Origin of the sequence: Stenotrophomonas sp. yr243, from assembly GCF_900184195.1 — a bacterium.
GTDB classification, from domain to species: Bacteria; Pseudomonadota; Gammaproteobacteria; order Xanthomonadales; family Xanthomonadaceae; genus Stenotrophomonas; species Stenotrophomonas lactitubi.
In genome coordinates, this window is sequence record NZ_FXWT01000001.1 from 513,258 (window position 1) to 536,066 (window position 22,809).

Sequence of the window (22,809 nt, forward strand, 5' to 3'; positions counted from 1 at the left end):
GGGTCGTGCCGCAGCACGACCGCCTCGGCTCGGTCTTACTTGGCTTCGACGAAAATGTACTCGGCACCGGTCGGCTGGACCACGGCCTGGACGCGGGCGTTGTCGGCGGACTGGCCGATGAACACGACGCGCACGCCCTTCATGGAATCCGGCGAGACGTCCTTGAACACGACCTGGATCATGTCAGCCATCTTGCCCGAGGCCGACGAACCGAAGGCCAGCATGTTGCCCGGCTGCACGCCACGGGCGACGGCCTGGGTCGCGCTCTCGGTCTGGCGCTCGTACTTGGCCTGGAAGTCCGGGTCGGTTTCCGGCGAGAGGTAGTACAGGAACGGGCTGTTGGTGATGTTGCCCATGTTCTGGATGGCCACTTCCTGCAGGTACTTCTTCCAGCCTGCGTCGTCTTCCTTGGCCGGGGCGACCAGCGCCTGCTTGGCTTCGTCGACCGGAGCGGCTTCTTCCTTCTTGCAGGCGGTGAAAGCCAGGGCAAACGAGGCGATCAGCATCGCGCGCATGGTGTTGTTCATGGGTTTCCTCCCGGAATGTTGCGTGTTGGTGTGCGTAATGGGGTGCGTGGTACTACAGGATCTACTGCTGGGCAGGGCTTACGACTGCGCCGACTTCGCTTCGCGGACCTTGCGCAGCGCCTCGAGCACGGCGGCCGGCACGAAGCCGGACACATCGCCACCCAGGCGTGCGATCTCGCGGACCAGCGAGGACGAGATGAAGCTGTGCTGCTCGGCCGGGGTCAGGAACAGGGTCTCGACCTCCGGGATCAGGTGGCGGTTCATGCTCGCCATCTGGAATTCGTACTCGAAGTCGGACACCGCGCGCAGCCCGCGCAGCAGCACGCCGCCCTGCACCGAACGTACAAAATGGGCCAGCAGCGTATCGAAGCCGATGACCTCGACGTTGCTGTGGTGGCCGAGGGCGCCACGCGCCAGCTGCACGCGCTGTTCCAGCGGCAGTGCCGGTCCCTTCGAGGGGCTCTGCGCCACGCCCACCACGACCTTTTCAAACAGCGGCGCGGCCCGGCTCACCAGGTCGATGTGACCGTTGGTGATGGGGTCGAACGTGCCGGGATAGACGGCGATGCGGCGGTTGGCCACGGTCATGGGCGGTTGCAGATGTTCAGATGAGGTCAAAGTGTAGCAGTGGCGCGGCGGTACAGGGCAAAGCGCACCTCGCGGGTGCTGCCATCGCGGTGCAGCAGCCATTCCGGGGGCAGCACCGGCACGTGGCTGGCTGGCGACTCCAGGTACAGCCAGGCATCGGCGGCCAGATGCCGCGGCAGCTGGGCCAGCACGTCCTGCCACAGGCCATCGGCGAACGGCGGGTCGATGAACACCAGATCGGCCTGCTGCGCCGGCGCGGCCTGCAGCCACCGCAGCGCGTCGGCCTGGGCGACCGTGACGCTGTCGCCTGCCTGCAGTTTGGCCACGGCAGCGGACAGATTGCGCGCCAGCTGCACATCGCGCTCGACCAGGGTGGCATGCGCGGCACCGCGCGAGACGGCTTCCAGCCCCAGCGCGCCGCTGCCGGCGAACAGGTCCAGTACGCGGGCCCCGCCCAGCTTGGGCGTCAGCCAGTTGAACAGGGTTTCGCGCACGCGGTCGCTGCTGGGCCGCAGGCCCGGCAGGGTCGGCACCGGCAGCCGGGTATTGCGCCAGCGCCCGCCGATGATGCGGACCTGGCCGTCATTCGCAGTACGGCCGCTCATCGGCGCCCCCGGCGGGAGGTATTCGAGAATTTCAGCATGAGCGGGATTGTAGTTCGGCCGGGCTGCGCCCGGCACCCGCAGAGGCCACAGCAACGGCCGAAGCAACAGCCAGAGCAACGGCAAAAGCTGGTTTCCTGTGGGTAGGCGGGGTGGGTCAGGCTGTGGGGGACGCCGTAAACCCGTCCATGGGGGCTTGGCCGCGGCATCCATGCCGCGGACACCCCCACAACCTGACCCACCCCGCCTTCGACAGTTTCCTGCGATCTGTTGGAACGGCTCGTGGGGTCAGATCCGCTTTCCTGCGGAAAACGGATCTGCCCCTGTTTTGGATTTCGATATCTGAGAGATTTCATCCACGCACGGCGTGGATCTATCTACTGCAGGTCGCGACGATCTGTCGAAGGCGGGGCGGTGTGGGTGGGCAGGACCGTTGGCGCCATGGATGGCGCCATCGAGCCCCCATGGATGGGTTTACGGCGTGTCCTGCCCACCCACACCGCCCCGCCATCCCACGGAATGCCCGCTCTTGCCGTTGCTGTTGCTGTTGCCCTGGCCTCTGCGGGTGCAGGGCGCAGCCCTGCCAGAACAACCCCTTGATTTCGGGACAATCACCCTTACCCCTTGGCGAGGCCGCACGCGCTTGCGCGGCACCGCACATGGAGCCCTACCCGATGACCGAAACCGTCCAGACCGAAACCCTTGGCTTCCAGACCGAAGTCAAGCAGCTGCTGCAGCTGATGATCCACTCGCTGTACTCCAACAAGGAGATCTTCCTCCGCGAGCTGGTCTCCAATGCCGCCGACGCCGCCGACAAGCTGCGCTTCGAAGCCCTGACCCAGCCCGAGCTGCTGGAAGGCGACAGCGAACTGCGCGTGCGCGTCAGCTTCGATCCGGCCGCGCACACCATTACCATCGAAGACAACGGCATCGGCATGAGCCGCGCCGATGCCATCACCCACCTCGGCACCATCGCCAAATCCGGCACCGGCGACTTCCTGCGCCAGCTGTCCGGCGACCAGAAGAAGGACTCGCAGCTGATCGGCCAGTTCGGCGTCGGCTTCTACAGCGCCTTCATCGTCGCCGACGAGGTCGAAGTCACCTCGCGTCGTGCCGGCCTGGCCGCCAGTGAAGGCGTGCGCTGGACCTCGCGTGGCGAAGGCGATTTCGATGTCGCCACCATCGACAAGGCCGAGCGCGGCACCCGCATCGTGCTGCACCTGAAGGATGGCGAGCACGACTTCGCCGACGGCTGGCGCCTGCGCAGCATTCTCAAGAAGTACTCCGACCACATCGGCCTGCCGATCCAGATGCCCAAGGAAGGCGGCGAAGAAGGTGCTACCGTCGAATGGGAAACCGTCAACCGCGCCAGCGCACTGTGGACCCGCCCGCGCACCGAGATCAGCGATTCGGAGTACACCGAGTTCTACAAGCACGTCGCCCACGATCACAGCGACCCGCTGGCCTGGAGCCACAACAAGGTCGAAGGCAAGCTGGAGTACACCTCGCTGCTGTACGTGCCGGGCCGTGCGCCGTTCGACCTGTACCACCGCGATGCACCCAAGGGCCTGAAGCTTTACGTGCAGCGCGTGTTCGTGATGGACCAGGCCGAGCAGTTCCTGCCGCTGTACCTGCGCTTCATCAAGGGCGTGGTCGATTCCAACGACCTGTCGCTGAACGTCTCGCGCGAAATCCTGCAGTCCGGCCCGGTCATCGATTCGATGAAGGCCGCGCTGACCAAGCGTTCGCTGGACATGCTGGAGAAGCTGTCCAACGACAAGCCCGAGCAGTACGCCACGTTCTGGAAGGAATTCGGCCAGGTGCTGAAGGAAGGCCCGGCCGAGGACTACAACAACCGTGAGAAGGTCGCCGGCCTGCTGCGCTTCGCCTCCACCCGTGGCGAGGCCGATGCACAGACCGTGTCGCTGGCCGACTACATCGGACGCATGGCCGAAGGCCAGGACAAGATCTATTACCTGACCGGTGAGAGCTACAGCCAGGTGCGCAACAGCCCGCATCTGGAAGTGTTCCGCAAGAAGGGCATCGAAGTACTGCTGCTGACCGACCGCATCGACGAGTGGCTGATGGGCTACCTGACCGATTTCGACGGCAAGGGCTTCGTCGACATCGCCCGCGGCGACCTCGACCTGGGCGCGCTGGAAAGCGAAGCGGACAAGCAGGAACAGGAAGCCGCTGCCAAGGACAAGCAAGGCCTGGTCGAGCGCCTGAAGAACGTGCTCGGCGATGACGTGGCCGAAGTGCGCGTGTCGCACCGCTTGACCGATTCGCCGGCGGTGCTGGCCATCGGCGAACAGGACCTGGGCCTGCAGATGCGCCAGATCCTGGAAGCCAGCGGCCAGAAGGTGCCCGACAGCAAGCCGGTACTGGAGATCAACCCGGGTCACCCGCTGATCGCCAAGCTGGATGCCGAAGCCGACGGCGCACGTTTCGACGACCTGGGCCGGGTGCTGTTCGACCAGGCCGCACTGGCCGCTGGCGACAGCCTGAAGGATCCGGGTGCTTACGTGGCCCGTCTGAACAAGCTGCTGCTGGAGCTGTCGGCCTGATCGATGCCGGGATCGCCCAGACTGGTGGGCGCCAACCTCGGTTGGCACCGCCATTGCCCCGGTAGAGGCCAACCTTGGTTGGCGCTGTCATTGGCCTGGTAGGTGCCAACCTTGGTTGGCGCTGTCGCTGCCCTGGTAGGTGCCAACCTTGGTTGGCGCTGTCGCTGCCCTGGTAGGTGCCAACCTTGGTTGGCGCTTGGTTCGACTGCAAAAGCGTGCCAACCAAGGTTGGCACCTACCAGAGCGGATCGCGGTTGTCCCCCGAAGCACGGCGCGGTTGGTGTTCCGCAGAAGCAGGCCACGATTGCCCTCAAGGCCAGCCACCAGGCCCGCCCAAAGCCGCTCAGATCACGCCTGCCGATCCAGCAGCGAGCCCAGCATCTGGTCCTCGCGGCGGATCACCGCAGCGTTGGCAGCAAAGGCCACCACCTCGGCCTTGGCGGCCAACAGGTCACCCAGCGGCGCGGACGGGTCGGTGTCGCCGGTGGACGTCACGCGGGTCTCCACCCCGCCCTGCACTGCGGCTTCGCGCTGCAGTTGCAGGCGCGGTGCATCCGCGGTCGCCAGATTGGCCACGTTGTGCGCGGCCACCTGCACGCCCCGCTGGGCCGCACGCATCCCGCTGAGGGCAACACCGGTCACATCGTTCATCGGGGGTCTCCCAGGCCACCCAATGCAGCCTTCCGCACCGGTTAACGGCCGCGCGGCTGCGACCTTGAGTCCACGCCGGCCAGACAGGCCCGGGTGGTAGCATATCCCTCTGATTTCAGCGCCTTTTGCCAATGCTCAGTTTTTTCCGCCGCAAGAAGCCCCAGGACGCCGCCACACCGGACGCGCCCAAGACCCAGCACTACTCGGCTGAAGAGCTGGCGGCGGCATTCCCGTCGGCCGCGCCGCCCGAGCAGGCCCCGGCCGCACCGGTAGCCCCGCCCGTGGCGGAAGCGCCGATGCCAACCGCCACCCCCGAAGTCGTCGCGCCCGCAACGTCAGCAGCGCAGGCAACGCTGGAAGCGCCGCAGGAGACCATTCCGGAAGCCGCGCCGGAACGCGTGCTGGCGCCGGAGAACTTCACAGCCGAAGCGGCCGCCGCCGCTGCGGTCCTCGCTCCGCTGGCCCCGGTCATCCCCGCGCAGGAACCGGCCGCCCCGGCCGCCGACCTGCCGGTGCTGGTCGATGCCCCGCCCGCCCCGGCCGGCAAGCCCGGCTGGCGCGAACGCCTGCGCAACAGCACTTTCGCCCGCAGCTTCGGCGGCCTGTTCTCGCGTAATCCCAAACTCGATGACGACCTGCTGGACGAGATCGAGACCGCGCTGCTGACCGCCGACGTCGGCGTTGCCGCCACCACCGACCTGATCGCCGACCTGCGCAAGCGCATGAAGGCGCGCGAATTCATCGATGCCAACGCCCTGCTGGCGGCACTGCGTGCTGACCTCATCGCGATCCTGCAGCCGGTGTCAAAGCCGCTGGTCATCGACCGCAACGCCAAGCCCTTCGTGGTGCTGACCGTCGGCGTCAACGGCGTCGGCAAGACCACCACCATCGGCAAGCTGGCCAAGCGCTTCAAGGACGAGGGCCACAGCCTGATGCTGGCCGCTGGCGATACCTTCCGCGCTGCCGCCGTGGCCCAGCTGCAGATCTGGGGCGAGCGCAACGGCGTGGCCGTGGTCGCGCAGGGGCAGAACGCCGATGCCGCCTCGGTGGCCTACGACGCGCTGCAGGCCGGCAAGGCCCGCGGCACGTCGGTACTGATCGCCGATACCGCCGGCCGCCTGCACACCCAGTCCGGGCTGATGAACGAACTGGGCAAGATCCGCCGCGTGCTCGGCAAGATCGACGAGAACGCGCCGCACGAAGTTCTGATGGTGATCGACGGTACTACCGGCCAGAACGCGCTTTCGCAGCTGCGCCAGTTCAATGCCGCGGTCAAGGTGACCGGCCTGGTGGTGACCAAGCTGGACGGCACCGCCAAGGGCGGCGTGGTGTTCGCGCTGGCCCGTGAGTTCAGCATTCCGATCCGTTTCGCCGGCATCGGCGAGCGCCCGGAAGATCTGCGCGTGTTCGATCCGGAAGCCTTCGTCGACGCCCTGTTGCCCGAAGCGCTGGGTGCCTGATACACCGTGCAGCCACGCATGGCGTGGCTCTACTGCAACCCGGTAGAGCCACCCCATGGGTGACCGGCCGCTGCCGTAGTAGAGCCACCCCATGGGTGGCTGCCTCCTGGAGTACCAATGCCCCGCCAGCAGAACGCCAGCGCCATGCCAGCCCCCGAGCACGGCTTCGTCGCCCGCCTGCTGCACTGGTTCGACGACCATGGCCGCCACGACCTGCCCTGGCAGCATCCGCGCAGCCCGTATCGGGTCTGGTTGTCGGAGATCATGCTGCAGCAGACCCAGGTGGCAACGGTCATTCCGTACTTCCACCGTTTCCTGCAGCACTTCCCCACCCTCCCCGACCTTGCCGCCGCCAGCAACGACGCGGTGATGGCGCAGTGGGCCGGGCTGGGTTACTACGCGCGTGCGCGCAATCTGCATGCCGCCGCCAAACGCTGCGTGAGCGAACACGGGGGCGACCTGCCGCGTGATTTCGATGCCCTGCACGACCTGCCCGGCATCGGCCGCAGTACCGCCGGCGCGATCCTCAGCCAAGCCTGGAACGACCCGTTCGCGATCCTCGACGGCAACGTCAAGCGCGTGCTCAGCCGCTATCACGGCGTCGAAGGCTTTCCTGGCCTGCCCGCCGTCGAAAAGCAGCTGTGGGCCATCGCCGAAGCGCAGGTCGCGCAGGTACCGGCGGGACGCATGGCCGACTACACCCAGGCGCAGATGGACCTCGGTGCGACGGTCTGCAGCCGATCCAGACCGGCCTGCGTGATCTGCCCCCTGCAGGAGGATTGCGTGGCCCGTCGCGAAGGCCGCACCGCCGAACTGCCAACAGCCAAGCCGAGCAAGGTGCTGCCCGAACGCGAGGCGGTGGCCCTGCTGCTGCGCGACAAGCAGCAGCGCGTGTTGCTGCAGAAGCGGCCGGATACCGGCATCTGGGCGCAGCTGTGGACACTTCCGCAGGCCGATGCGGGCAGCGAGCTGCAGGACTGGTTCGACGTGCACGTCGATGGTTCACTGGAAGATGCCGAGGAACTACCGGTGCTGCAGCACACCTTCAGCCACTACAAGCTGCATCTGCAGGTATTGTCACGGCAGGTGCACGGCCTGCGTGTGGAAGAACCCACGCTGCGCTGGGTCGACGCCGCCGAACTGTCTGCACTGGGCTTGCCAGCCCCTATCCGAAAACTGCTTGATGGCACGCCCATCAAGGCCCCGAAGCGAACCTCCGCGAAATCCCGCAACCACGAGTGAGTGCCATGCCCCGAACCGTCTTCTGCCAGTACGAACAACGCGATGCCGAGGGCCTGGACTTCGTGCCTTACCCGGGTGAGCTGGGCCAGCGCGTTTTCAACCACATCGGCAAGCCAGCCTGGACCGCATGGCTGGCACACCAGACCATGCTGATCAACGAGAACCGCCTCTCCCCGCGCAAGCCGGAGCATCGCGCCTTCCTGGAAACGGAACTGGTGAAGTTCCTGTTCGAGAAGGACGCGGAGAAGCCCGCTGGTTTCACCCCGGAAGCCTGATCTGGAGGTAGCGCCGGGCCATGCCCGGCGTTCCCGCATCCGCCGGGCATGGCCCGGCGCTACCGGCCTATTTCGTGGACTCTTCGCGTTCCTGCACCTGCGCCTGGCGCATTTCCTTTTCCTCCGCCCGCAGCGACTTCACGTCCAGCTTGCGGATGGTCTTGATGAAGCACGGCATGCGCGGGCCGCTGGTCGGGTCGCGCACCAGCACCTTGTCGAACGGTGCGGAAACGCGGCCCATGTGGCTGGTCAAGCCGATCGCTGGTGCGTAGGACAGATCCGGGCACGGTCCGCTCAGCTCCAGCAGGTAGGCCTCGCTGGGCTTGGTCCAGACCGCCAGCGCGCTGTCGCCCAGTTCGGTCCAGCCATTGAGGCTGCCGAAGAACTGCATGTCCTTCTGCGGTGCGCCGGCGTGGGCACGATACAGCTCCAGCTTCTCGGCACTGCCCAAGCGGCCAGTGGTTGCACAGCCAGCCAGGGCCAGGCACAGCCCGGCGATCAACAACAGGGTCTTCATGGCGATCTCCACGGACGAACTGTGCACATCATGCGCCCAGTCAGGCAGCGCCGGCGCGACGGCCGGCGGCCCAGTTCAGCCGTTGGTCGGCGCTCCCAGGTCGCTTGCAACCGCGGTAGCCGCCAACCTTGGTTGGCGCCTGCCCTGCAGGACCAGCCGACCAAGGTCGGCATCTACCAAAGCGGGCCCAGCCCGCTCAGACGTCGGCGTGGGCCAGCGCGTGCAGGCGCCCTTCGCGCAGTTCCAGCACCCGGTCCAGGCGCCGCGCCAGCGAACGGTCATGGGTGACCAGCACCAGGCTGGTGTGGCGGGCGCGGTTGAGCTCGAGCATCAACTCGAACACGGTCGCGGCCGTGCGGTCATCCAGGTTGCCGGTCGGCTCGTCGCCCAGCACACAGGCCGGGTGATTGACCAGCGCACGCGCCACTGCAGCACGCTGGCGTTCGCCACCGGACAATTCGCCGGGCTTGTGATCCAGGCGATGGCCGAGGCCGACCGATTCCAGCAGCGCAGTCGCACGCGTGCTGGCCTCCGCCACTGCGGTACCGGCCAGCATCACCGGCATCATCACGTTTTCCAGCGCGGTGAATTCCGGCAGCAGGTGGTGGAACTGGTAGACAAAGCCCAGCGCCTGGTTGCGCAGCAGACCGCGCGAAGTGTCCGACAGCGCAGACATGCGCTGGCCGGTGACATAGACCTCGCCCGCGGTGGGCGTGTCCAGCCCGCCCAGCAGGTGCAGCAGCGTGCTCTTGCCGGCACCGGAGGCGCCGATGATCGCAACCGTCTCGCCGGCGGTCACCGTCAGGTCCAGGCCATCGAACACAGGGGTCTGCATGCGCCCTTCAGCGTAGGTCTTGCCCAGCGCTTCGGCACGGATCACTTCATCGCCGCGATTGAAGACCTTATTCATAACGCAGGGCCTCCGCCGGCTGGGTGCGTGCTGCCCGCCAGGCGGGATACAGAGTGGCCAGGAAGCTCATCAGCAGCGCGACCAGGGTGATCACCACGATGTCGCCGGTCTGCATGTCGGTAGGCAGGCCGGTGATGTAGTACACATCCTCCGGCAGCAGCTTGATCTTGAACACCGCTTCGATCGCGCCGAGGATGCGCTCCAGGTTCAAGGTCAGGGTGATGCCGCCGATCAGGCCTGCGAGGGTGCCGAAGATGCCGATCAGCGAGCCCTGCACCATGAACACCTGCATCACCCCGCCCGGGGTCAGGCCGAGGGTGCGCAGGATCGCGATGTCGGCCTGCTTGTCGGTCACCAGCATCACCTGCGAGGACACCAGGTTGAACGCGCCCATGGCGATGATCAGCGAGAGCAGGATGCCCATCACCACTTTTTCCATGCGCAGCGAGTGGTACAGGTTGGCGTTCTGCTGGGTCCAGTCGCTGACCCGATAAGCGCCGCCTAGGTTCTGCGCCAGGTCCACGCCCACCTCCAGCGAGCGGTCCATGTCATGCAGCTTCAGGCGGACGCCGGTGGCACCATCGGAACGCAGTACGCGCTCCAGGTCTTTCATGTTGGCAAAACCCACACCGCGATCGACTTCGTTGTAACCGGCCTCGAAGATGCCGCTGACGGTGAAGCGTTTCATCCGCGGCACCGCGCCGGCCGGCGTGCCCTGCACTTCCGCGAACGTCACCAGCACCTGGTCGCCGACGTCCACGCCCAGCCAGACGGCCAGTTCCTTGCCCAGCAGCAGGTTGAAGCTGCCCGGGGTCAGGCTGCCGTAGCTGCCCTTGGTGACCTTCTTGTCGATCACCGACACCTTGGGTTCCAGCGCCGGGTCGATGCCCTGGATGATCGCACCCTGCACACGCGGGCCACTGATCATCGACTGGATCTCGATATACGGCGCAGCGCCGGCGACGCGCGGATCCTTGCTGGCCACATCGACCACGCGCATCCAGTCCGGCATCGGTTCGCCGTCGCGGCTGATGGTGGTGTGTGCGGTCATCTGCAGCAGGCGGCTGCGGATCTCCTTCTGGAAACCGCTCATCACCGCCAGTGTGGTGATCAGCACCGTCACCCCGAGCGCGATGCCCAGGATCGATGCCATCGAAATGAAGGAGATGAAGCCGTTGCGGCGCTTGGCGCGCAGGTAGCGCAGGCCAATGGCCACGGGAATGGGTTTGAACATGCAGGCACGCCAGTCGATTCAGCCTATGGTGCCACCGACCGGGGCTGACGGGAAACGGCGCGTGCGGATACGGCCAGTCGCAGTTCACGTCGCTGCCCGCGATCGAGCACATCCGGCCAGAACAACAGCCGTCGGCGATGCCAGTCCTCGCGCCAGTGCAGCAGCAGCCACGGCCCGCGCACCACCAGTCGCGGCTCGGGAATGTCGTGGCCGTCCACGCGCAGCGGCTCTGGCACAGGCGGCAGCTGCACCACCACGCGGGGCCGCCGCAGGCGCCAGGCCAGTTCGGCCAGGCCAAGCACCCAGACCCCGATCAGCGCGGGAACCAGATGCACGGACGGCAGATCCGAGGCCCGCAGCAGCCACGGCGCGGCGAGCAGTACGGCCAACTGAGCACCGGCCTGCAGCCGCGACGGGCGCCACTCAAGGCTTGAGGGCGAGGATCTTGTGCATGAGGGGCACGGCGTGCGCATGTGGGCAGGCCTCGTAGCCCATGAACCAGCGCCACAACTTATCGTCCTCGCAATCGAGCAGGAACAGGAAAACCTCGCGCTCTTCGGTCGGTGCACTGCTCCATTCACGGTCCAGGTAGCGACCGAACAACTGGTCCAGTTCGCGCATGCCGCGCCGGCAACGCCAACGCAGCTTCTTCAGCAGAACATCTTCTTCCATCGTGTTTCTCCAGATACAGCAAAGCCACGCATGGCGTGGCTCTACTGGGGTCATGCAGCTACCCGGCGCCGTATCAGGCGCGGCGTTCCATCATCAGCTTCTTGATCTCGGCGATCGCCAGCGCCGGGTTCAGGCCCTTCGGGCAGGTCCGGGCACAGTTCATGATGGTGTGGCAGCGGTACAGCTTGAACGGATCTTCCAGATCGTCCAGGCGCGCACCGGTGTCCTCGTCGCGCGAATCGATGATCCAGCGGTAGGCCTGCAGCAGGATCGCCGGGCCCAGGTAACGCTCGCCATTCCACCAGTAGCTCGGGCAGCTGGTCGAGCAGCACGCGCACAGGATGCACTCGTACAGACCATCGAGCTTCTTGCGGTCTTCCGGCGACTGCAGGCGCTCACGGTCCGGCGGTGCCGGGGTCTGGGTGCGGATCCACGGCTTGATCGAGGCGTACTGCGCATAGAAGTGGGTCAGGTCCGGAACCAGATCCTTGACCACGTTCATGTGCGGCAGCGGGTAGATCGGCACTTCCTTCTTGCCGCAGTCCGAGATGGCTCGGGTGCAGGCCAGGGTGTTGGTGCCGTCGATGTTCATCGCGCACGAACCACAGATGCCTTCGCGGCACGAGCGGCGGAAGGTCAGGGTCGGATCGATCTCGTTCTTGATCTTGATCAGCGCGTCCAGGACCATCGGGCCGCAGGCGTCCAGATCGACGTCATAGGTGTCGGTGCGCGGATTGCTGTCGTCGTCCGGACTCCAGCGGTAGATCTTGAAGGTGCGCACGTTCTTGCCGCCGGTACTGGCGGGGAAGTGCTTGCCCTTCGTGATCTTGGAATTCTTGGGGAGTGAAAACTCGGCCATGGCTGCTCTCGTTGGCTCAGGCGGCCCGCGCCCGAGGGCGCGGATTGCATGTTAGGCGGGGTCGGATCAGTACACGCGCGGCTTCGGCGGCACCACGGACACGTCATCAGTCAACGTGTACATGTGCACCGGACGGTAGTCGAAGCTGCACTTGCCCTTCTCGTCCACGCTGACCAGGGTGTGCTTCTGCCAATTGACGTCGTCGCGGTTCGGGAAGTCCTCGTGCGCGTGTGCGCCGCGGCTTTCCTTGCGCTGCTCGGCCGAGTTGATCGTCGCCACCGCGTTCAGCAGCAGGTTGTTCAGCTCGTAGGTCTCGATCAGGTCCGAGTTCCAGACCAGCGAACGGTCGGAGACCTTCACGTCCTGGAACGAGTCGAAGATCTTGTCCATCTTCTCGCAGCCTTCCTTCAGCGTCTGGCTGGTACGGAAGACCGCCGCGTCAGCCTGCATGGTGCGCTGCATGCGATCGCGGATGACCGAAGTGGGCGTATCGCCGTTGGCGTGGCGCAGCTTGTCCAGCAGGCCCAGCGCCTTGTCGCAGGCGTCGGCCGGCAGGGTCTTGTGCGACGCGCCCGGGGTGATCGTCGCCGCGCAGCGATTGGCCACCGCACGCCCGAACACCACCAGATCCAGCAGCGAGTTCGAACCCAGGCGGTTGGCACCGTGCACCGAAACGCAGGCCGCTTCGCCGATAGCGTACAGGCCCGGCACGACCGCATCGGGGTTCTCGCCGTCCTTGCGCACCACTTCACCGTGGTAGTTGGTCGGGATGCCGCCCATGTTGTAGTGCACGGTCGGGATCACCGGGATCGGCTGCTTGTGCACGTCGACGCCCGCAAAGATGCGGGCGCTCTCGGCAATGCCCGGCAGCTTGTCGTCGATCACGCCCGGGCCGAGGTGGGTCAGATCGAGCAGGATGTGGTCCTTGTGCTCGCCGACGCCGCGGCCTTCGCGGATCTCGATGGTCATCGAACGGCTGACCACGTCGCGCGAAGCCAGATCCTTGTAGTGCGGTGCGTAGCGCTCCATGAAGCGCTCGCCGCTGCTGTTGCGCAGGATGCCACCTTCACCGCGGACACCCTCGGTGATCAGGCAGCCGGCGCCGTAGATGCCGGTCGGATGGAACTGCACGAACTCCATGTCCTGCATGGCGATGCCGGCGCGCATGGCCAGGCCGCCACCGTCGCCGGTGCAGGTGTGCGCCGAGGTGGCGCTGAAGTAGGCACGGCCGTAACCGCCGGTGGCCAGCACCACGCCCTGGGCGCGGAACAGGTGCAGCGTGCCGTCGGACATGTCCAACGCCAGCACGCCGCGGCAGGCACCTTCGTCATCGAAGATCAGGTCGAGTGCGAAGTACTCGATCATGAAGCGTGCGTCGTGCTTCAGCGACTGCTGGTACAGCGTGTGCAGCATCGCGTGGCCGGTACGGTCGGCCGCCGCGCAGGTACGCTGCGCCGCCGGGCCTTCGCCGTACTGGGTGGTCATGCCACCGAACGGACGCTGGTAGATCTTGCCTTCGGCGGTGCGGCTGAACGGCACGCCGTAGTGCTCGAGCTCGATGATCGCCGGAATCGCTTCACGGCACATGTACTCGATGGCGTCCTGGTCGCCCAGCCAGTCCGACCCCTTGATGGTGTCGAAGAAGTGGTAACGCCAGTCGTCCTCGCCCATGTTGCCGAGCGCGGCGGAGATACCGCCCTGGGCGGCGACGGTGTGCGACCGGGTCGGGAAGACCTTGGTCAGGCACACGGTCTGCAGGCCCTTGGCGGCCAGGCCGAACGTGGCACGCAGGCCGGCGCCGCCGGCGCCCACCACGACCATGTCGTACTTGTGTTCGGTAATCTTGTAAGCGGACATCTAGTCTGGATTCCTGTCTTGGCGCCTGGGCTCAGGCAACGCCGAGGGCGATGCGGCCCACCGCAAACACACTGACGATCATGCCGAGCACGGCGACGAACTTCACCGCGGTCTGCAGCACCAGGGCCAGCAGCGATTCGTGGATGTAGTCCTCCAGCACGACCTGCAGGCCGAGCTGGGCGTGCCAGAACATGGCGATCAGCAGGCCGATCAGCGGAACGGCGTTCCACGGCTTGGCGATCGCGGCAGTGGCGGTCACGTAATCCGAGCCCAGCAGGCCCAGCACGAACACCAGGAACCAGATGCCCAGCACCACCAGTGCGGCGGCGGTCAGGCGCTGATGCACGAAGTGCTCGGTGCCGGTCTTGGCCGAACCGAGACCGCGCACGCCCTTCAACGGGGTACGGAACTTGCTCACGCGGCACCTCCGAACATCACATAGGCCCACACCGCCAGGGTGATCAGCAGGCTGCCGATCACCGACATCCAGCTGCTGCGGATGAAGGTGGCAATGCGGAATCCGATCGCGAAGTCCTGCACGATATGGCGGATGCCATTGCACAGGTGATAGGCGAACGACCATGTCCACGCGAACAGGAACACGCGGCCATACCAGGCCCCGGCATGGCCGGTGAAGCAGTTCCAGGATTCGGGCCCCATCATCAGAGCCAACAGGCCTCCGGCGATGATGAGGGCACCAACAGACAGAAAGACGCCAGTGGCTCGATGCAGGATCGAGGTGGCCATCTGAATCTGCCAGCGATACACCTGAAGGTGCGGAGAAAGGGGACGTTGTCTGGTCGCCATTCGCTGGGCTCGTTGTCTCGGCTGGGCGGCATAAGGCCGCGTTGGCTCAATGCTGATCAAAAATCGATGCAGCGTCCGTTTTTTTCCCAATCGCCATACCGCACCGGATCGAGTCCGCCGCGGCCACCGAATTCTTCTTCCACCTCTGGTTGTTCCACGGGCACAGGGACCGGGGGAACCAGCGGGGCTTCAGCTTCGGCGTCGGGAGTGGGGGTTGTTTGGCCTATCATGATGGGTCTCGCAACGCACAAATTTTAGACCTCGTTCACGTGCCTGACAACCTTCCCCCTGCTTTCGTCGCATATCCGCGCCTGCCCGGCCATCAATTGCTGAGCCTGCAGGGCGTGGATGCAGTGGCTTTTGCCCATGCCCAGTTCAGCAGCGACGTGACCGCCCTGCCCCAGCTGCACTGGCAATGGAGCGCGTGGCTGAGCGCCAAAGGCCGCACCCTGGCAGTGTTTCAGCTGCTGCGGCTGGCCGATGACCATGTGCTGCTGGTGCTCGCCGACGGCGATGCCGATGCGATTGCGTCGCAACTGCAGCGCTTCGTGTTCCGCCGCAAAGTGAAATTGCAGGTGCATGCTGACTTGGCAGTGGCCGGAGCCTTTACTGCGCCGGAAGCCGCTACCGGCGCAGCCATCGCGCTGGCTGGCAGCCACGGCTGGGAGCTGGACCTGGGCAGCGACGCACTTCCCCGCACGCTGCGCATCGGCCCGGTCGAGGCCTTCCCGGACAGCGACGAAGCCGGGGACGCTGCCTTTGCCTTGGCCTGGCGCCAGGCCGACCTGCGCTTTGGCCTGCCGCGACTGGAAGCGAGCCAGCGCGAGGTGTGGACCCCGCAACAGCTGGGCCTGGACCGCCTCAACGGCTACAGCGTGAAGAAGGGCTGCTACCCCGGTCAGGAAATCGTCGCGCGCACCCATTTCCTCGGCAAGGCCAAGCGCGCGGTGCAGCTGCTGCATACCGCAGCACCGGCGCAGGCCGGCGATGGCGTGCAGCAGGACGGCGTCGCGCTCGGCACCCTGGCCAGCGTGGCCGGCGATCTGGCGCTGGCGGTGCTGCCGTTGGAGACCAATGACGGCCAACTGCAGGTGGGTGATGCGCCCGCGCAGCGGATGCCACTGCTGGACGGGTTGGCGCGCTGAGGCGTCGATCCGGTACGTCATCCACGCATGGCGTGGATCTACCGAGCCCGAGCCCCTGTTCCGGTGGGTGCGGACCGTTGGTCCGCACTGCGATGAAGCAGCCGAGCGTGGGCTCGGCTCTACAGGACTATAGGCGCTCGCCGGTTTCCGGGTTGAAGAAATGCAGGCCCTGCGGGTGGATCGCCACCCGGATGTCCTCGCCCACGCCCGGCAGCGACTGCGGCGCCACGCGCATGGTCAGCGCGTGCTGGCCGCTGCTCATGTTGACGAAGATCTCGTTGCCGACCGGCTCGATGCCTTCGACGCGCGCGGTGAACGCATGCGTGTCTTCGCTGTCTGCCGGTTGCAGGTGTTCGGGACGCACGCCCACCGCGATCGGCTTCTGCAGCCACGCCGGATCGATCGTCGCCTGCCCCAGCGGAGCCTGCCACGCGCCATCAACCACGGTCACGCCACCGGCGTCGCCCTGCAGGGTGCCGCGCAGCACGTTCATCGCCGGGCTGCCGAGGAAACCGGCCACGAACAGGTTGGCCGGACGGTCGTACAGCGCCATCGGCGTATCGATCTGCTGGATGACACCGTCCTTCAGCACCACGATGCGCTGGCCCAGGGTCATCGCTTCAACCTGATCGTGGGTCACGTAGATCATGGTGGTGCCCAGCTTGCGGTGCAGCTGCGCGATCTCGGTGCGCACGCTGTGGCGCAGCTTGGCGTCAAGGTTGGACAGCGGCTCGTCGAGCAGGAACACCGCCGGCTCACGCACCAGCGCACGGCCCAGTGCAACACGCTGGCGCTGGCCGCCGGACATCGCCTTGGGCAGCTTGTCCATCATCTCGGTCAGGCCCAGCGTCTGCGCGGCTTCGCTGATGCGCTTGTCGATGGTGGCTTTGTCATGCCCGCGCAGCTTCAGGCCAAAGGCCAGGTTCTCGGCCACGGTCATGTGCGGGTACAGCGCATAACTCTGGAACACCATCGCGATGTCGCGGTCCTTCGGTGCCACGTCGTTGACCACGCGATCACCGATGGTCAACGTGCCGCCGCTGATCTCTTCCAACCCTGCCACCATCCGCAGCAGGGTCGACTTGCCACACCCGGACGGGCCGACCAGCACCATCAGTTCGCCGTCGGCGACCTCGAAGGTGGCGTCCTTCACCGCGACCTGGCCGTTGTCGTAGACCTTGCGCACACCCTGCAACTGCACTTTTGCCATTTCACTCATCCAGTCCGCCCGACGCCGGGCTGTCTTTTGGGACTGCCTCGGCCCTCCCGATGGCAGTGATGATTGCGCGGTCGCCGCATGACGGCGACCACTGCAATCGAATACAGTTGCCCATTCTGCCATGTAAACGTTTTCACGTGGCACTATCCGAACGTCGGTGCGCGCCGATATGCGTCGATGGCCAGACGAAAGGCCACCTGCGTAGTGGTTTCGATTGGAACGGTCTTCCGGCACGCCGGGAAAGCGCCTCCACCGAGCCTCGGACAGGCAGTTGCGCGGATGTCCCCCGAACCCAGCCATGAAGCGATTGACAACGATGTCACCCGGATCTGAAACTCGAGCGATGCACGACACACTCTTCCTGTTTGGTGCCACAGGTGATCTGGCCCAGCGCTACCTGTTCCCTTCGCTGCTGCGCCTGCTCGGCGACGGCCTGCTGCCGGAGGATTTCCGCATCCGTGCGCTGGCCCTGTCCGGCCATGACACCGAAGCCTTCCATGACATCCTGCGGCCACGACTGCAGCAGGCGATGCCGATGGCCAGCCAGGAGGACATCGCCTCCTTGCTGCGCCGCATCGACTACCGCTCGGTCGACCTGCGCGACGTCGACTCGGTCGCCGCCGCGGTATCCGACCTGGTCGACCGCCGCTGCGTGAGCTACCTGGCGATCCCGCCGGGCCTGTACATCTCCACCTGCGAAGGCCTGGCCAAGGGCGGCGCACTGGCCGCACCTGCGCGCCTGATGCTGGAAAAGCCGATCGGCAGTGACAGCGAAAGCGCCGAGGAGATCATCACCACCATCGGCCAGTGGATCGACGAAGACCGCGTGTTCCGCCTCGATCACTACCTGGGCAAGGCGGCGGTACAGAACCTGATCGCGCTGCGCTTCGGCAACACGCTGCTGGAAGCGGTATGGAACCGCAACTACATCGAATCGGTGCACATCCTGGTCGCCGAAAGCGAAGGCGTGGACGGCCGTGACGCCTACTACGCACGCTCCGGCGCGCTGCGCGACATGGTGCAGAGCCACATCCTGCAGCTGCTGTGCATGGTGGCAATGGAGCCGCCGGCGTCGTTGGAAGCCGACCGCATCCGCGACGAGAAGGTCAAGGTGCTGCGTGCGCTGCGCCCGCTGGATGCCAAGCACGCAGCGCGTGACAGCGTGCGTGGCCGCTATACCGCCGGCAGCATCAACGGCCAGCCCGCACAGGCCTACCAGCCGCCGGAAGGCAGCGATGTGGAAACCTTCGCAGGCGTCACCGCGCACATCGACAACTGGCGCTGGAGCGGCGTGCCGTTCCACCTGGTCACCGGCAAGCGCCTGCCCGAGCGCACCACCCGCGTGGTGGTGACCCTCAAGCCGGTCACGCACTGGTTGTTCGAGCGTCCGCAGCGTGCGCAGGCCGCACCGAACCGCCTGGTGTTCCAGCTGCAGCCGCAGGAGAACATCGAACTGGGCCTGATGAGCAGCCTGGCCGGCCCGGAATGGGGCGCGCTGGAACTGCAGCCACTGGAACTGGAACTCTCGGTGCCGACCGGCCTGCATCGCCGTATCGCCTACGAACGCCTGTTCCTGGACGCCTTCAATGGCAACCACACCCTGTTCGTGCGCGATGACGAAGTGCGTGCCGCCTGGGCCTGGATCGACAGCGTCGCCGATGCCTGGAAGGCCGCCGACCTGCCGCTGGAACCCTACCCTGCCGGCCAATGGGGACCGGCCAACGCGGTCGACTTCCTGCCGCAGGGCGTGGATGCGCCGGATAGCGGAGCGTCGGAATGAGTGCCAGCTCGCAGCCGGTGCTGGTCGCCGACATCGGTGGCACCAATGCCCGCTTCGCCCTTGCCGACACCTCGCAGGACGCCCCGCTGCTGAAAGAGAGCATCCGCGAGTACGCAGTGGCGGAGTTCCCGTCGCTGGGTGACGCCGCGCGCCACCATCTGGAACAGATCGGCGCCACCGCAAGCCGTGGCGTGTTCGCAGTCGCCGGTCGTGTCGATGGTGACGAAGCCCGCATCACCAACCATCCATGGGTGATCTCGCGCAGCCGCACAGCCGCGATGCTGGGTTTCAACGAACTGCACCTGATCAACGACTTCGCCGCGCAGGCGATGGCAATCTCGCTGCTGCAACCCGATGACGTGGTCCAGGTCGGCGGTGCCGCCTGGGTCCCAGGCAAGCTGGGCCAGCCGCGCAACTACGCAGTGATCGGGCCGGGGACCGGCCTCGGCGTCGGCGGCCTGATCCTTCGCCACGGCCGCTGTTACCCGCTGGAAACCGAAGGCGGCCATGTCAGCTTCCCACCGGGAACGCCAGAAGAGATCCGCATCCTGGAGATCCTGTCCGAGCAGTTCGGGCGCGTCTCCAACGAGCGGCTGATCTGCGGCCCCGGCCTGGTCAACATCCATCGCGCAATCTGCGAGATGGCGGGTATCGACCCGGGCCAACTGCAACCGGTGGACGTGACCGCCCGCGCCCTGCACGGCGATCCACAGGCGATGCGTACCGTGGATGTGTTCTGCGCGGTGTTCGGCGCCATTGCCGGTGATCTGGTGCTGACCCAGGGCGCCTGGGACGGCGTGTTCCTGACCGGCGGGCTGACTCCGAAAATGCTCGATTCATTGCAGCACTCCGGTTTCCGCCAGCGCTTCGAACACAAGGGCCGGTTCTCTTCGATCATGGCGCGGGTGCCGTCGCTGGCCGTGATGCATCCCCACGCCGGACTGCTGGGCGCCGCTGCCTATGCCGCCGACGCCGAACGTGACGCACCAGGAGTTGCCGCATGAGCCCCACCTTCCACGACGACCGTATCGAGTTCATCAACCATGGCGATGCCGATGGCTGGATCGAAGCGGTTGCTGCTGAAATGGCACAGGCGATCAACCACGACATCACCGAGCTGGGCCGCGCACGCATCCTGCTGTCCGGCGGCACCACGCCGGCACCGGTGTACCAGGCGCTGGCCGAGCTGGACGTGCATTGGGACCGCGTTGAAGTGAGCCTGGCCGACGAGCGCTGGCTGTCCCCGCAGGATCGCGACAGCAATGCGTGGCTGGTGCGCGAGAACCTGCTCACACGTGCTGAAGGTGCGCACTTCGATCCGCTGGTGCGGATCGGCAAGCCGCTGCCCGAGTGCGTGTACACCGCCAACCTGCAGGCCCAGCACAGCCAGCGGCCAAGCCTGGTCGCACTGGGCATGGGCAATGACGGCCATACCGCCTCGCTGTTCCCGGGCTCACGCGACCTGCAGCGTGCCCTCGAAAGCACCCTGCCGTATGCCGCGCTTGATGCAACCGGCTGCCCCGGTGCCAACCAGTGGCCGCTGCGCATCACCCTGACCCCGCGCGGGCTGGGTCAGTGCCGCCAGCGTCTGCTGCTGCTGCGCGGCAAGCAGAAGCTGCAGGTGCTGCGCCAGGCATTGGACAGCAACGACCCCCAGCAGTATCCGATCCTCAACGCGATCAACCTGGACGGCGCGCGCCTGCGCGTCCACTGGGCTGATTGATGTCGGCGGCGGCGCCCTGCCGCCGCTTGCCTCTCGCCACCTCGAACGCCGGTAGCCAATGAGCCTCCATCCGCAACTGCAAGCCATCACTGAGCGCGTCATCCGCCGCAGCGCCGCCTCGCGCGCCGCCTATCTGGCAGCGATCGACGCCTCCCTGCGCGATGGCCCGTTCCGCAGCCGCCTCAGCTGCGGCAATCTTGCCCACGGTTTCGCCGCCTGCGGTGGCACCGACAAGAGCCGCCTGCGTGGCGGCGTGACGGCCAACCTGGGCATCATCACCGCCTACAACGACATGCTGTCGGCGCACCAGCCGTTCGAGACCTATCCCGAACAGATCCGTGCGGTGGCCCGCGAACTCGGCGCTACGGCGCAGGTGGCCGGTGCCGTGCCGGCGATGTGCGACGGCGTCACCCAGGGCCGTGGCGGCATGGAGCTGTCGCTGTTCTCGCGTGATGTCATTGCCCAGGCCACCGCGATCGGGCTCAGCCACGACATGTTCGATACCACCGTGTACCTCGGTGTGTGCGACAAGATCGTGCCGGGCCTGCTGATCGGCGCCCTCGCCTTTGGCCATCTGCCGGCGGTGTTCGTGCCGGCCGGCCCGATGACGCCGGGCATTCCCAACAAGCAGAAGGCCGAAGTGCGCGAGCGCTACGCCGCCGGCGAAGCCACCCGCGAAGAACTGCTGGAAGCCGAATCGGCCTCCTACCACGGCGCGGGCACCTGCACCTTCTATGGCACTGCCAATTCCAACCAGGTGCTGCTGGAGGCAATGGGCGTGCAGCTGCCGGGCGCGTCGTTCGTCAACCCGGATACCGCGCTGCGCGATGCACTGACCCGCGAAGCCACCGAGCGTGCGCTGGACATCACCGCGCTGGGCGACGACTTCCGTCCGCTGGGCCGGATCATCGACGAGCGCGCGATCATCAACGCGATCATCGCGCTGATGGCTACCGGTGGCTCGACCAACCACACCATCCACTGGATTGCCGTGGCCCGTGCGGCCGGCATCGTGTTGACCTGGGATGACTTCGACGAGCTGTCGCAGCTGATTCCGCTGCTGGCGCGCGTCTATCCGAACGGCGAAGCCGACGTGAACCGCTTTGCTGCAGCGGGTGGCCCGGCGTTCGTGTTCGGCGAACTGATCAAGGCCGGCCTGATGCATGGCGATCTGGTCAGCGTGGCCCGTGGCGGCATGGCCGACTACGCCCTCGAACCGCAGTTGCGCGAGGGCAAGCTGGTGTATCTGCCAGGCCTGGAACGCAGCGCCGATGAAGAAGTGGTGCGCGGTGTCGACAATCCGTTCGAGAGCCAGGGCGGCCTGCGCCTGCTGCGCGGTAACCTGGGCAAGTCGCTGATCAAGTTGTCGGCGGTGAAGCCGCAGTACCGCACCATCGAAGCGCCGGCCGTGGTGGTCGATGCACCGCAGGTGCTGAACAAGCTGCACGCCGGCGGCCTGCTGCCCGAGCATTTCGTGGCCGTGGTGCGTTACCAGGGCCCACGCGCGAACGGCATGCCCGAACTGCATTCGCTGGCACCGCTGCTGGGCCTGCTGCAGAACCAGGGCCGGCGCGTGGCGCTGGTCACCGATGGTCGCCTGTCCGGCGCGTCGGGCAAGATTCCGGCGGCGATCCACGTGACCCCGGAAGCCGCACGCGGTGGTCCACTGGGCAAGGTGCGCGAGGGCGACATCATCCGCCTGGATGGCGAAGCCGGCACGCTTGAAGTGCTGGTGGACGCGGCCGAATGGGCGGCGCGTACGCATGCGCCGAATACGGCGCCGGCCGCCAATGACCTGGGCCGCAACCTGTTCGCGATCAACCGGCGTGTGGTGGGTCCGGCGGATCAGGGCGCGATCTCGATTTCGTGTGGTCCGGCGGCGGCTGACGGTGGGCCGTGGGATTACGACGCGGAGTATGAGCTGGGGCACGATGCTGCTGCGGCGGCGGCGCCACATGAGGGTAAGGACGCCTGAGGGATTGAAGAGCGCTGCGGGTATGCGGCGGCGGTTGGTTTCCTGGGGGCGGCGGAGGGCAGGCCGTCGCCAGGACACGCCGTAAATACATCCCTGTAGGCTCGATCGCGCCATCCGTGGCGCGAACGGTCCTGGCGACGGCCTGCCCTCCGCCGCATCACAGTTTCCGGCGCCGATACGCCGCGAAGTGATCATTGAA

At 66.4% G+C, this 22,809-nt stretch carries 23 protein-coding genes; 9 read left to right on the forward strand and 14 right to left on the reverse strand.

Translation table 11 applies throughout. The features are described from left to right. Nucleotides 1-35 precede the first annotated feature (35 nt). From QOL57_RS02395 to rsmD, 3 genes are all read right to left on the reverse strand, one after another. Complete coding sequence (locus QOL57_RS02395; RefSeq protein WP_089240385.1) at nt 36-527, reverse strand: hypothetical protein; 492 nt, start codon at nt 525-527, stop codon at nt 36-38. 78 nt (nt 528-605) lie between these two features. Beyond that, nucleotides 606-1,115, reverse strand: coding sequence for a pantetheine-phosphate adenylyltransferase (gene coaD, locus QOL57_RS02400; protein WP_008267036.1), 510 nt, complete (start codon nt 1,113-1,115; stop codon nt 606-608). 26 nt (nt 1,116-1,141) lie between these two features. Beyond that, a complete protein-coding gene (gene rsmD, locus QOL57_RS02405; protein ID WP_089240384.1) occupies nt 1,142-1,720 on the reverse strand; it encodes a 16S rRNA (guanine(966)-N(2))-methyltransferase RsmD in 579 nt (192 codons plus the stop codon). A 671-nt stretch (nt 1,721-2,391) separates the two neighbouring features. Between rsmD and htpG the strand changes: the two genes are divergently transcribed. Beyond that, the gene (gene htpG, locus QOL57_RS02410) at nt 2,392-4,284 is read left to right on the forward strand and encodes a molecular chaperone HtpG (protein ID WP_089240382.1); all 1,893 of its coding nucleotides are present in this window, start codon (nt 2,392-2,394) and stop codon (nt 4,282-4,284) included. Between the two features lie 348 nt (nt 4,285-4,632). On the opposite strand, the gene QOL57_RS02415 is transcribed toward htpG, so the two are convergent. After that, nucleotides 4,633-4,935 (reverse strand): hypothetical protein, encoded by a 303-nt coding sequence (locus QOL57_RS02415; RefSeq protein WP_089240380.1) that lies wholly within the window; start codon nt 4,933-4,935, stop codon nt 4,633-4,635. 131 nt (nt 4,936-5,066) lie between these two features. Between QOL57_RS02415 and ftsY the strand changes: the two genes are divergently transcribed. From ftsY to QOL57_RS02430, 3 genes are all read left to right on the forward strand, one after another. Further along, nucleotides 5,067-6,395 (forward strand): signal recognition particle-docking protein FtsY, encoded by a 1,329-nt coding sequence (gene ftsY / locus QOL57_RS02420; RefSeq protein WP_089240378.1) that lies wholly within the window; start codon nt 5,067-5,069, stop codon nt 6,393-6,395. Nucleotides 6,396-6,512: 117 nt separating this feature from the next. Then, nucleotides 6,513-7,637: an A/G-specific adenine glycosylase gene (gene mutY / locus QOL57_RS02425; protein ID WP_089240376.1), complete on the forward strand. Its 1,125-nt coding sequence runs from the start codon at nt 6,513-6,515 to the stop codon at nt 7,635-7,637. 5 nt (nt 7,638-7,642) lie between these two features. Then, entirely contained in the window at nt 7,643-7,912 is a 270-nt protein-coding gene (locus QOL57_RS02430; protein WP_025878821.1) for an oxidative damage protection protein, read from the forward strand. 67 nt (nt 7,913-7,979) lie between these two features. Here QOL57_RS02430 and QOL57_RS02435 read toward each other — a convergent pair whose 3' ends face one another. From QOL57_RS02435 to sdhC, 9 genes are all read right to left on the reverse strand, one after another. Continuing rightward, nucleotides 7,980-8,429: a DUF6491 family protein gene (locus QOL57_RS02435; RefSeq protein WP_089240374.1), complete on the reverse strand. Its 450-nt coding sequence runs from the start codon at nt 8,427-8,429 to the stop codon at nt 7,980-7,982. A 196-nt stretch (nt 8,430-8,625) separates the two neighbouring features. Next, nucleotides 8,626-9,339 (reverse strand): lipoprotein-releasing ABC transporter ATP-binding protein LolD, encoded by a 714-nt coding sequence (gene lolD / locus QOL57_RS02440; RefSeq protein WP_089240372.1) that lies wholly within the window; start codon nt 9,337-9,339, stop codon nt 8,626-8,628. Then, complete coding sequence (locus tag QOL57_RS02445) at nt 9,332-10,573, reverse strand: lipoprotein-releasing ABC transporter permease subunit (RefSeq protein ID WP_089240370.1); 1,242 nt, start codon at nt 10,571-10,573, stop codon at nt 9,332-9,334. The genes lolD and QOL57_RS02445 overlap by 8 nt, the downstream gene beginning before the upstream one ends. Before the next feature lie 23 nt (nt 10,574-10,596). Next, a complete protein-coding gene (locus QOL57_RS02450; protein WP_089240368.1) occupies nt 10,597-11,046 on the reverse strand; it encodes a hypothetical protein in 450 nt (149 codons plus the stop codon). Then, a complete protein-coding gene (locus QOL57_RS02455) occupies nt 10,997-11,245 on the reverse strand; it encodes a succinate dehydrogenase assembly factor 2 (protein ID WP_089240366.1) in 249 nt (82 codons plus the stop codon). The genes QOL57_RS02450 and QOL57_RS02455 overlap by 50 nt, the downstream gene beginning before the upstream one ends. A 73-nt stretch (nt 11,246-11,318) precedes the next feature. Further along, a complete protein-coding gene (locus QOL57_RS02460) occupies nt 11,319-12,104 on the reverse strand; it encodes a succinate dehydrogenase iron-sulfur subunit (protein WP_089240364.1) in 786 nt (261 codons plus the stop codon). A 66-nt stretch (nt 12,105-12,170) separates the two neighbouring features. Next, the gene (sdhA, locus tag QOL57_RS02465) at nt 12,171-13,961 is read right to left on the reverse strand and encodes a succinate dehydrogenase flavoprotein subunit (protein ID WP_089240362.1); all 1,791 of its coding nucleotides are present in this window, start codon (nt 13,959-13,961) and stop codon (nt 12,171-12,173) included. A 31-nt stretch (nt 13,962-13,992) separates the two neighbouring features. Then, nucleotides 13,993-14,379: a succinate dehydrogenase, hydrophobic membrane anchor protein gene (gene sdhD, locus QOL57_RS02470; protein ID WP_025878813.1), complete on the reverse strand. Its 387-nt coding sequence runs from the start codon at nt 14,377-14,379 to the stop codon at nt 13,993-13,995. Beyond that, nucleotides 14,376-14,768: a succinate dehydrogenase, cytochrome b556 subunit gene (sdhC, locus tag QOL57_RS02475; RefSeq protein ID WP_089240360.1), complete on the reverse strand. Its 393-nt coding sequence runs from the start codon at nt 14,766-14,768 to the stop codon at nt 14,376-14,378. Before sdhC ends, sdhD begins: the two co-directional genes overlap by 4 nt. 269 nt (nt 14,769-15,037) lie before the next feature. On the opposite strand from sdhC, the gene QOL57_RS02480 reads away from it, so the two are divergent. Further along, nucleotides 15,038-15,913, forward strand: a complete 876-nt coding sequence (locus QOL57_RS02480; protein WP_089240358.1) for a folate-binding protein YgfZ — start codon at nt 15,038-15,040, stop codon at nt 15,911-15,913. Nucleotides 15,914-16,040: 127 nt separating this feature from the next. On the opposite strand, the gene ugpC is transcribed toward QOL57_RS02480, so the two are convergent. Next, a complete protein-coding gene (ugpC, locus tag QOL57_RS02485) occupies nt 16,041-17,123 on the reverse strand; it encodes a sn-glycerol-3-phosphate ABC transporter ATP-binding protein UgpC (RefSeq protein ID WP_089240356.1) in 1,083 nt (360 codons plus the stop codon). A 352-nt stretch (nt 17,124-17,475) separates the two neighbouring features. Here ugpC and zwf point away from each other — a divergent pair, with 352 nt between their 5' ends. The 4 genes from zwf to edd are packed head-to-tail and all read left to right on the forward strand — an operon-like array spanning nt 17,476 to nt 22,610. Next, nucleotides 17,476-18,912: a glucose-6-phosphate dehydrogenase gene (gene zwf / locus QOL57_RS02490; RefSeq protein WP_089240355.1), complete on the forward strand. Its 1,437-nt coding sequence runs from the start codon at nt 17,476-17,478 to the stop codon at nt 18,910-18,912. Continuing rightward, on the forward strand, nt 18,909-19,916 hold the full coding sequence (gene glk / locus QOL57_RS02495) for a glucokinase (protein ID WP_089240353.1): 1,008 nt from the start codon (nt 18,909-18,911) through the stop codon (nt 19,914-19,916). Before zwf ends, glk begins: the two co-directional genes overlap by 4 nt. Beyond that, entirely contained in the window at nt 19,913-20,635 is a 723-nt protein-coding gene (pgl, locus tag QOL57_RS02500; protein WP_089240351.1) for a 6-phosphogluconolactonase, read from the forward strand. Before glk ends, pgl begins: the two co-directional genes overlap by 4 nt. 58 nt (nt 20,636-20,693) lie before the next feature. Then, nucleotides 20,694-22,610: a phosphogluconate dehydratase gene (gene edd / locus QOL57_RS02505; RefSeq protein WP_089240349.1), complete on the forward strand. Its 1,917-nt coding sequence runs from the start codon at nt 20,694-20,696 to the stop codon at nt 22,608-22,610. The last annotated feature ends 199 nt before the right edge of the window (nt 22,611-22,809 follow it).

What these genes read in the sequence shown, in the direction of transcription:
- sdhC (WP_089240360.1), bottom strand. Translation starts at nt 14,768, where the DNA reads ATGGCGACCAGACAACGTCCCCTTTCTCCGCACCTTCAGGTGTATCGC.
- QOL57_RS02430 (WP_025878821.1), top strand. Translation starts at nt 7,643, where the DNA reads ATGCCCCGAACCGTCTTCTGCCAGTACGAACAACGCGATGCCGAGGGC.
- glk (WP_089240353.1), top strand. Translation starts at nt 18,909, where the DNA reads ATGAGTGCCAGCTCGCAGCCGGTGCTGGTCGCCGACATCGGTGGCACC.
- ugpC (WP_089240356.1), bottom strand. Translation starts at nt 17,123, where the DNA reads ATGGCAAAAGTGCAGTTGCAGGGTGTGCGCAAGGTCTACGACAACGGC.
- QOL57_RS02395 (WP_089240385.1), bottom strand. Translation starts at nt 527, where the DNA reads ATGAACAACACCATGCGCGCGATGCTGATCGCCTCGTTTGCCCTGGCT.
- QOL57_RS02450 (WP_089240368.1), bottom strand. Translation starts at nt 11,046, where the DNA reads ATGCGCACGCCGTGCCCCTCATGCACAAGATCCTCGCCCTCAAGCCTT.
- QOL57_RS02415 (WP_089240380.1), bottom strand. Translation starts at nt 4,935, where the DNA reads ATGAACGATGTGACCGGTGTTGCCCTCAGCGGGATGCGTGCGGCCCAG.
- pgl (WP_089240351.1), top strand. Translation starts at nt 19,913, where the DNA reads ATGAGCCCCACCTTCCACGACGACCGTATCGAGTTCATCAACCATGGC.
- QOL57_RS02455 (WP_089240366.1), bottom strand. Translation starts at nt 11,245, where the DNA reads ATGGAAGAAGATGTTCTGCTGAAGAAGCTGCGTTGGCGTTGCCGGCGC.
- htpG (WP_089240382.1), top strand. Translation starts at nt 2,392, where the DNA reads ATGACCGAAACCGTCCAGACCGAAACCCTTGGCTTCCAGACCGAAGTC.
- QOL57_RS02445 (WP_089240370.1), bottom strand. Translation starts at nt 10,573, where the DNA reads ATGTTCAAACCCATTCCCGTGGCCATTGGCCTGCGCTACCTGCGCGCC.
- QOL57_RS02460 (WP_089240364.1), bottom strand. Translation starts at nt 12,104, where the DNA reads ATGGCCGAGTTTTCACTCCCCAAGAATTCCAAGATCACGAAGGGCAAG.
- edd (WP_089240349.1), top strand. Translation starts at nt 20,694, where the DNA reads ATGAGCCTCCATCCGCAACTGCAAGCCATCACTGAGCGCGTCATCCGC.
- zwf (WP_089240355.1), top strand. Translation starts at nt 17,476, where the DNA reads ATGCACGACACACTCTTCCTGTTTGGTGCCACAGGTGATCTGGCCCAG.
- lolD (WP_089240372.1), bottom strand. Translation starts at nt 9,339, where the DNA reads ATGAATAAGGTCTTCAATCGCGGCGATGAAGTGATCCGTGCCGAAGCG.
- mutY (WP_089240376.1), top strand. Translation starts at nt 6,513, where the DNA reads ATGCCCCGCCAGCAGAACGCCAGCGCCATGCCAGCCCCCGAGCACGGC.
- sdhA (WP_089240362.1), bottom strand. Translation starts at nt 13,961, where the DNA reads ATGTCCGCTTACAAGATTACCGAACACAAGTACGACATGGTCGTGGTG.
- QOL57_RS02435 (WP_089240374.1), bottom strand. Translation starts at nt 8,429, where the DNA reads ATGAAGACCCTGTTGTTGATCGCCGGGCTGTGCCTGGCCCTGGCTGGC.
- rsmD (WP_089240384.1), bottom strand. Translation starts at nt 1,720, where the DNA reads ATGAGCGGCCGTACTGCGAATGACGGCCAGGTCCGCATCATCGGCGGG.
- ftsY (WP_089240378.1), top strand. Translation starts at nt 5,067, where the DNA reads ATGCTCAGTTTTTTCCGCCGCAAGAAGCCCCAGGACGCCGCCACACCG.
- coaD (WP_008267036.1), bottom strand. Translation starts at nt 1,115, where the DNA reads ATGACCGTGGCCAACCGCCGCATCGCCGTCTATCCCGGCACGTTCGAC.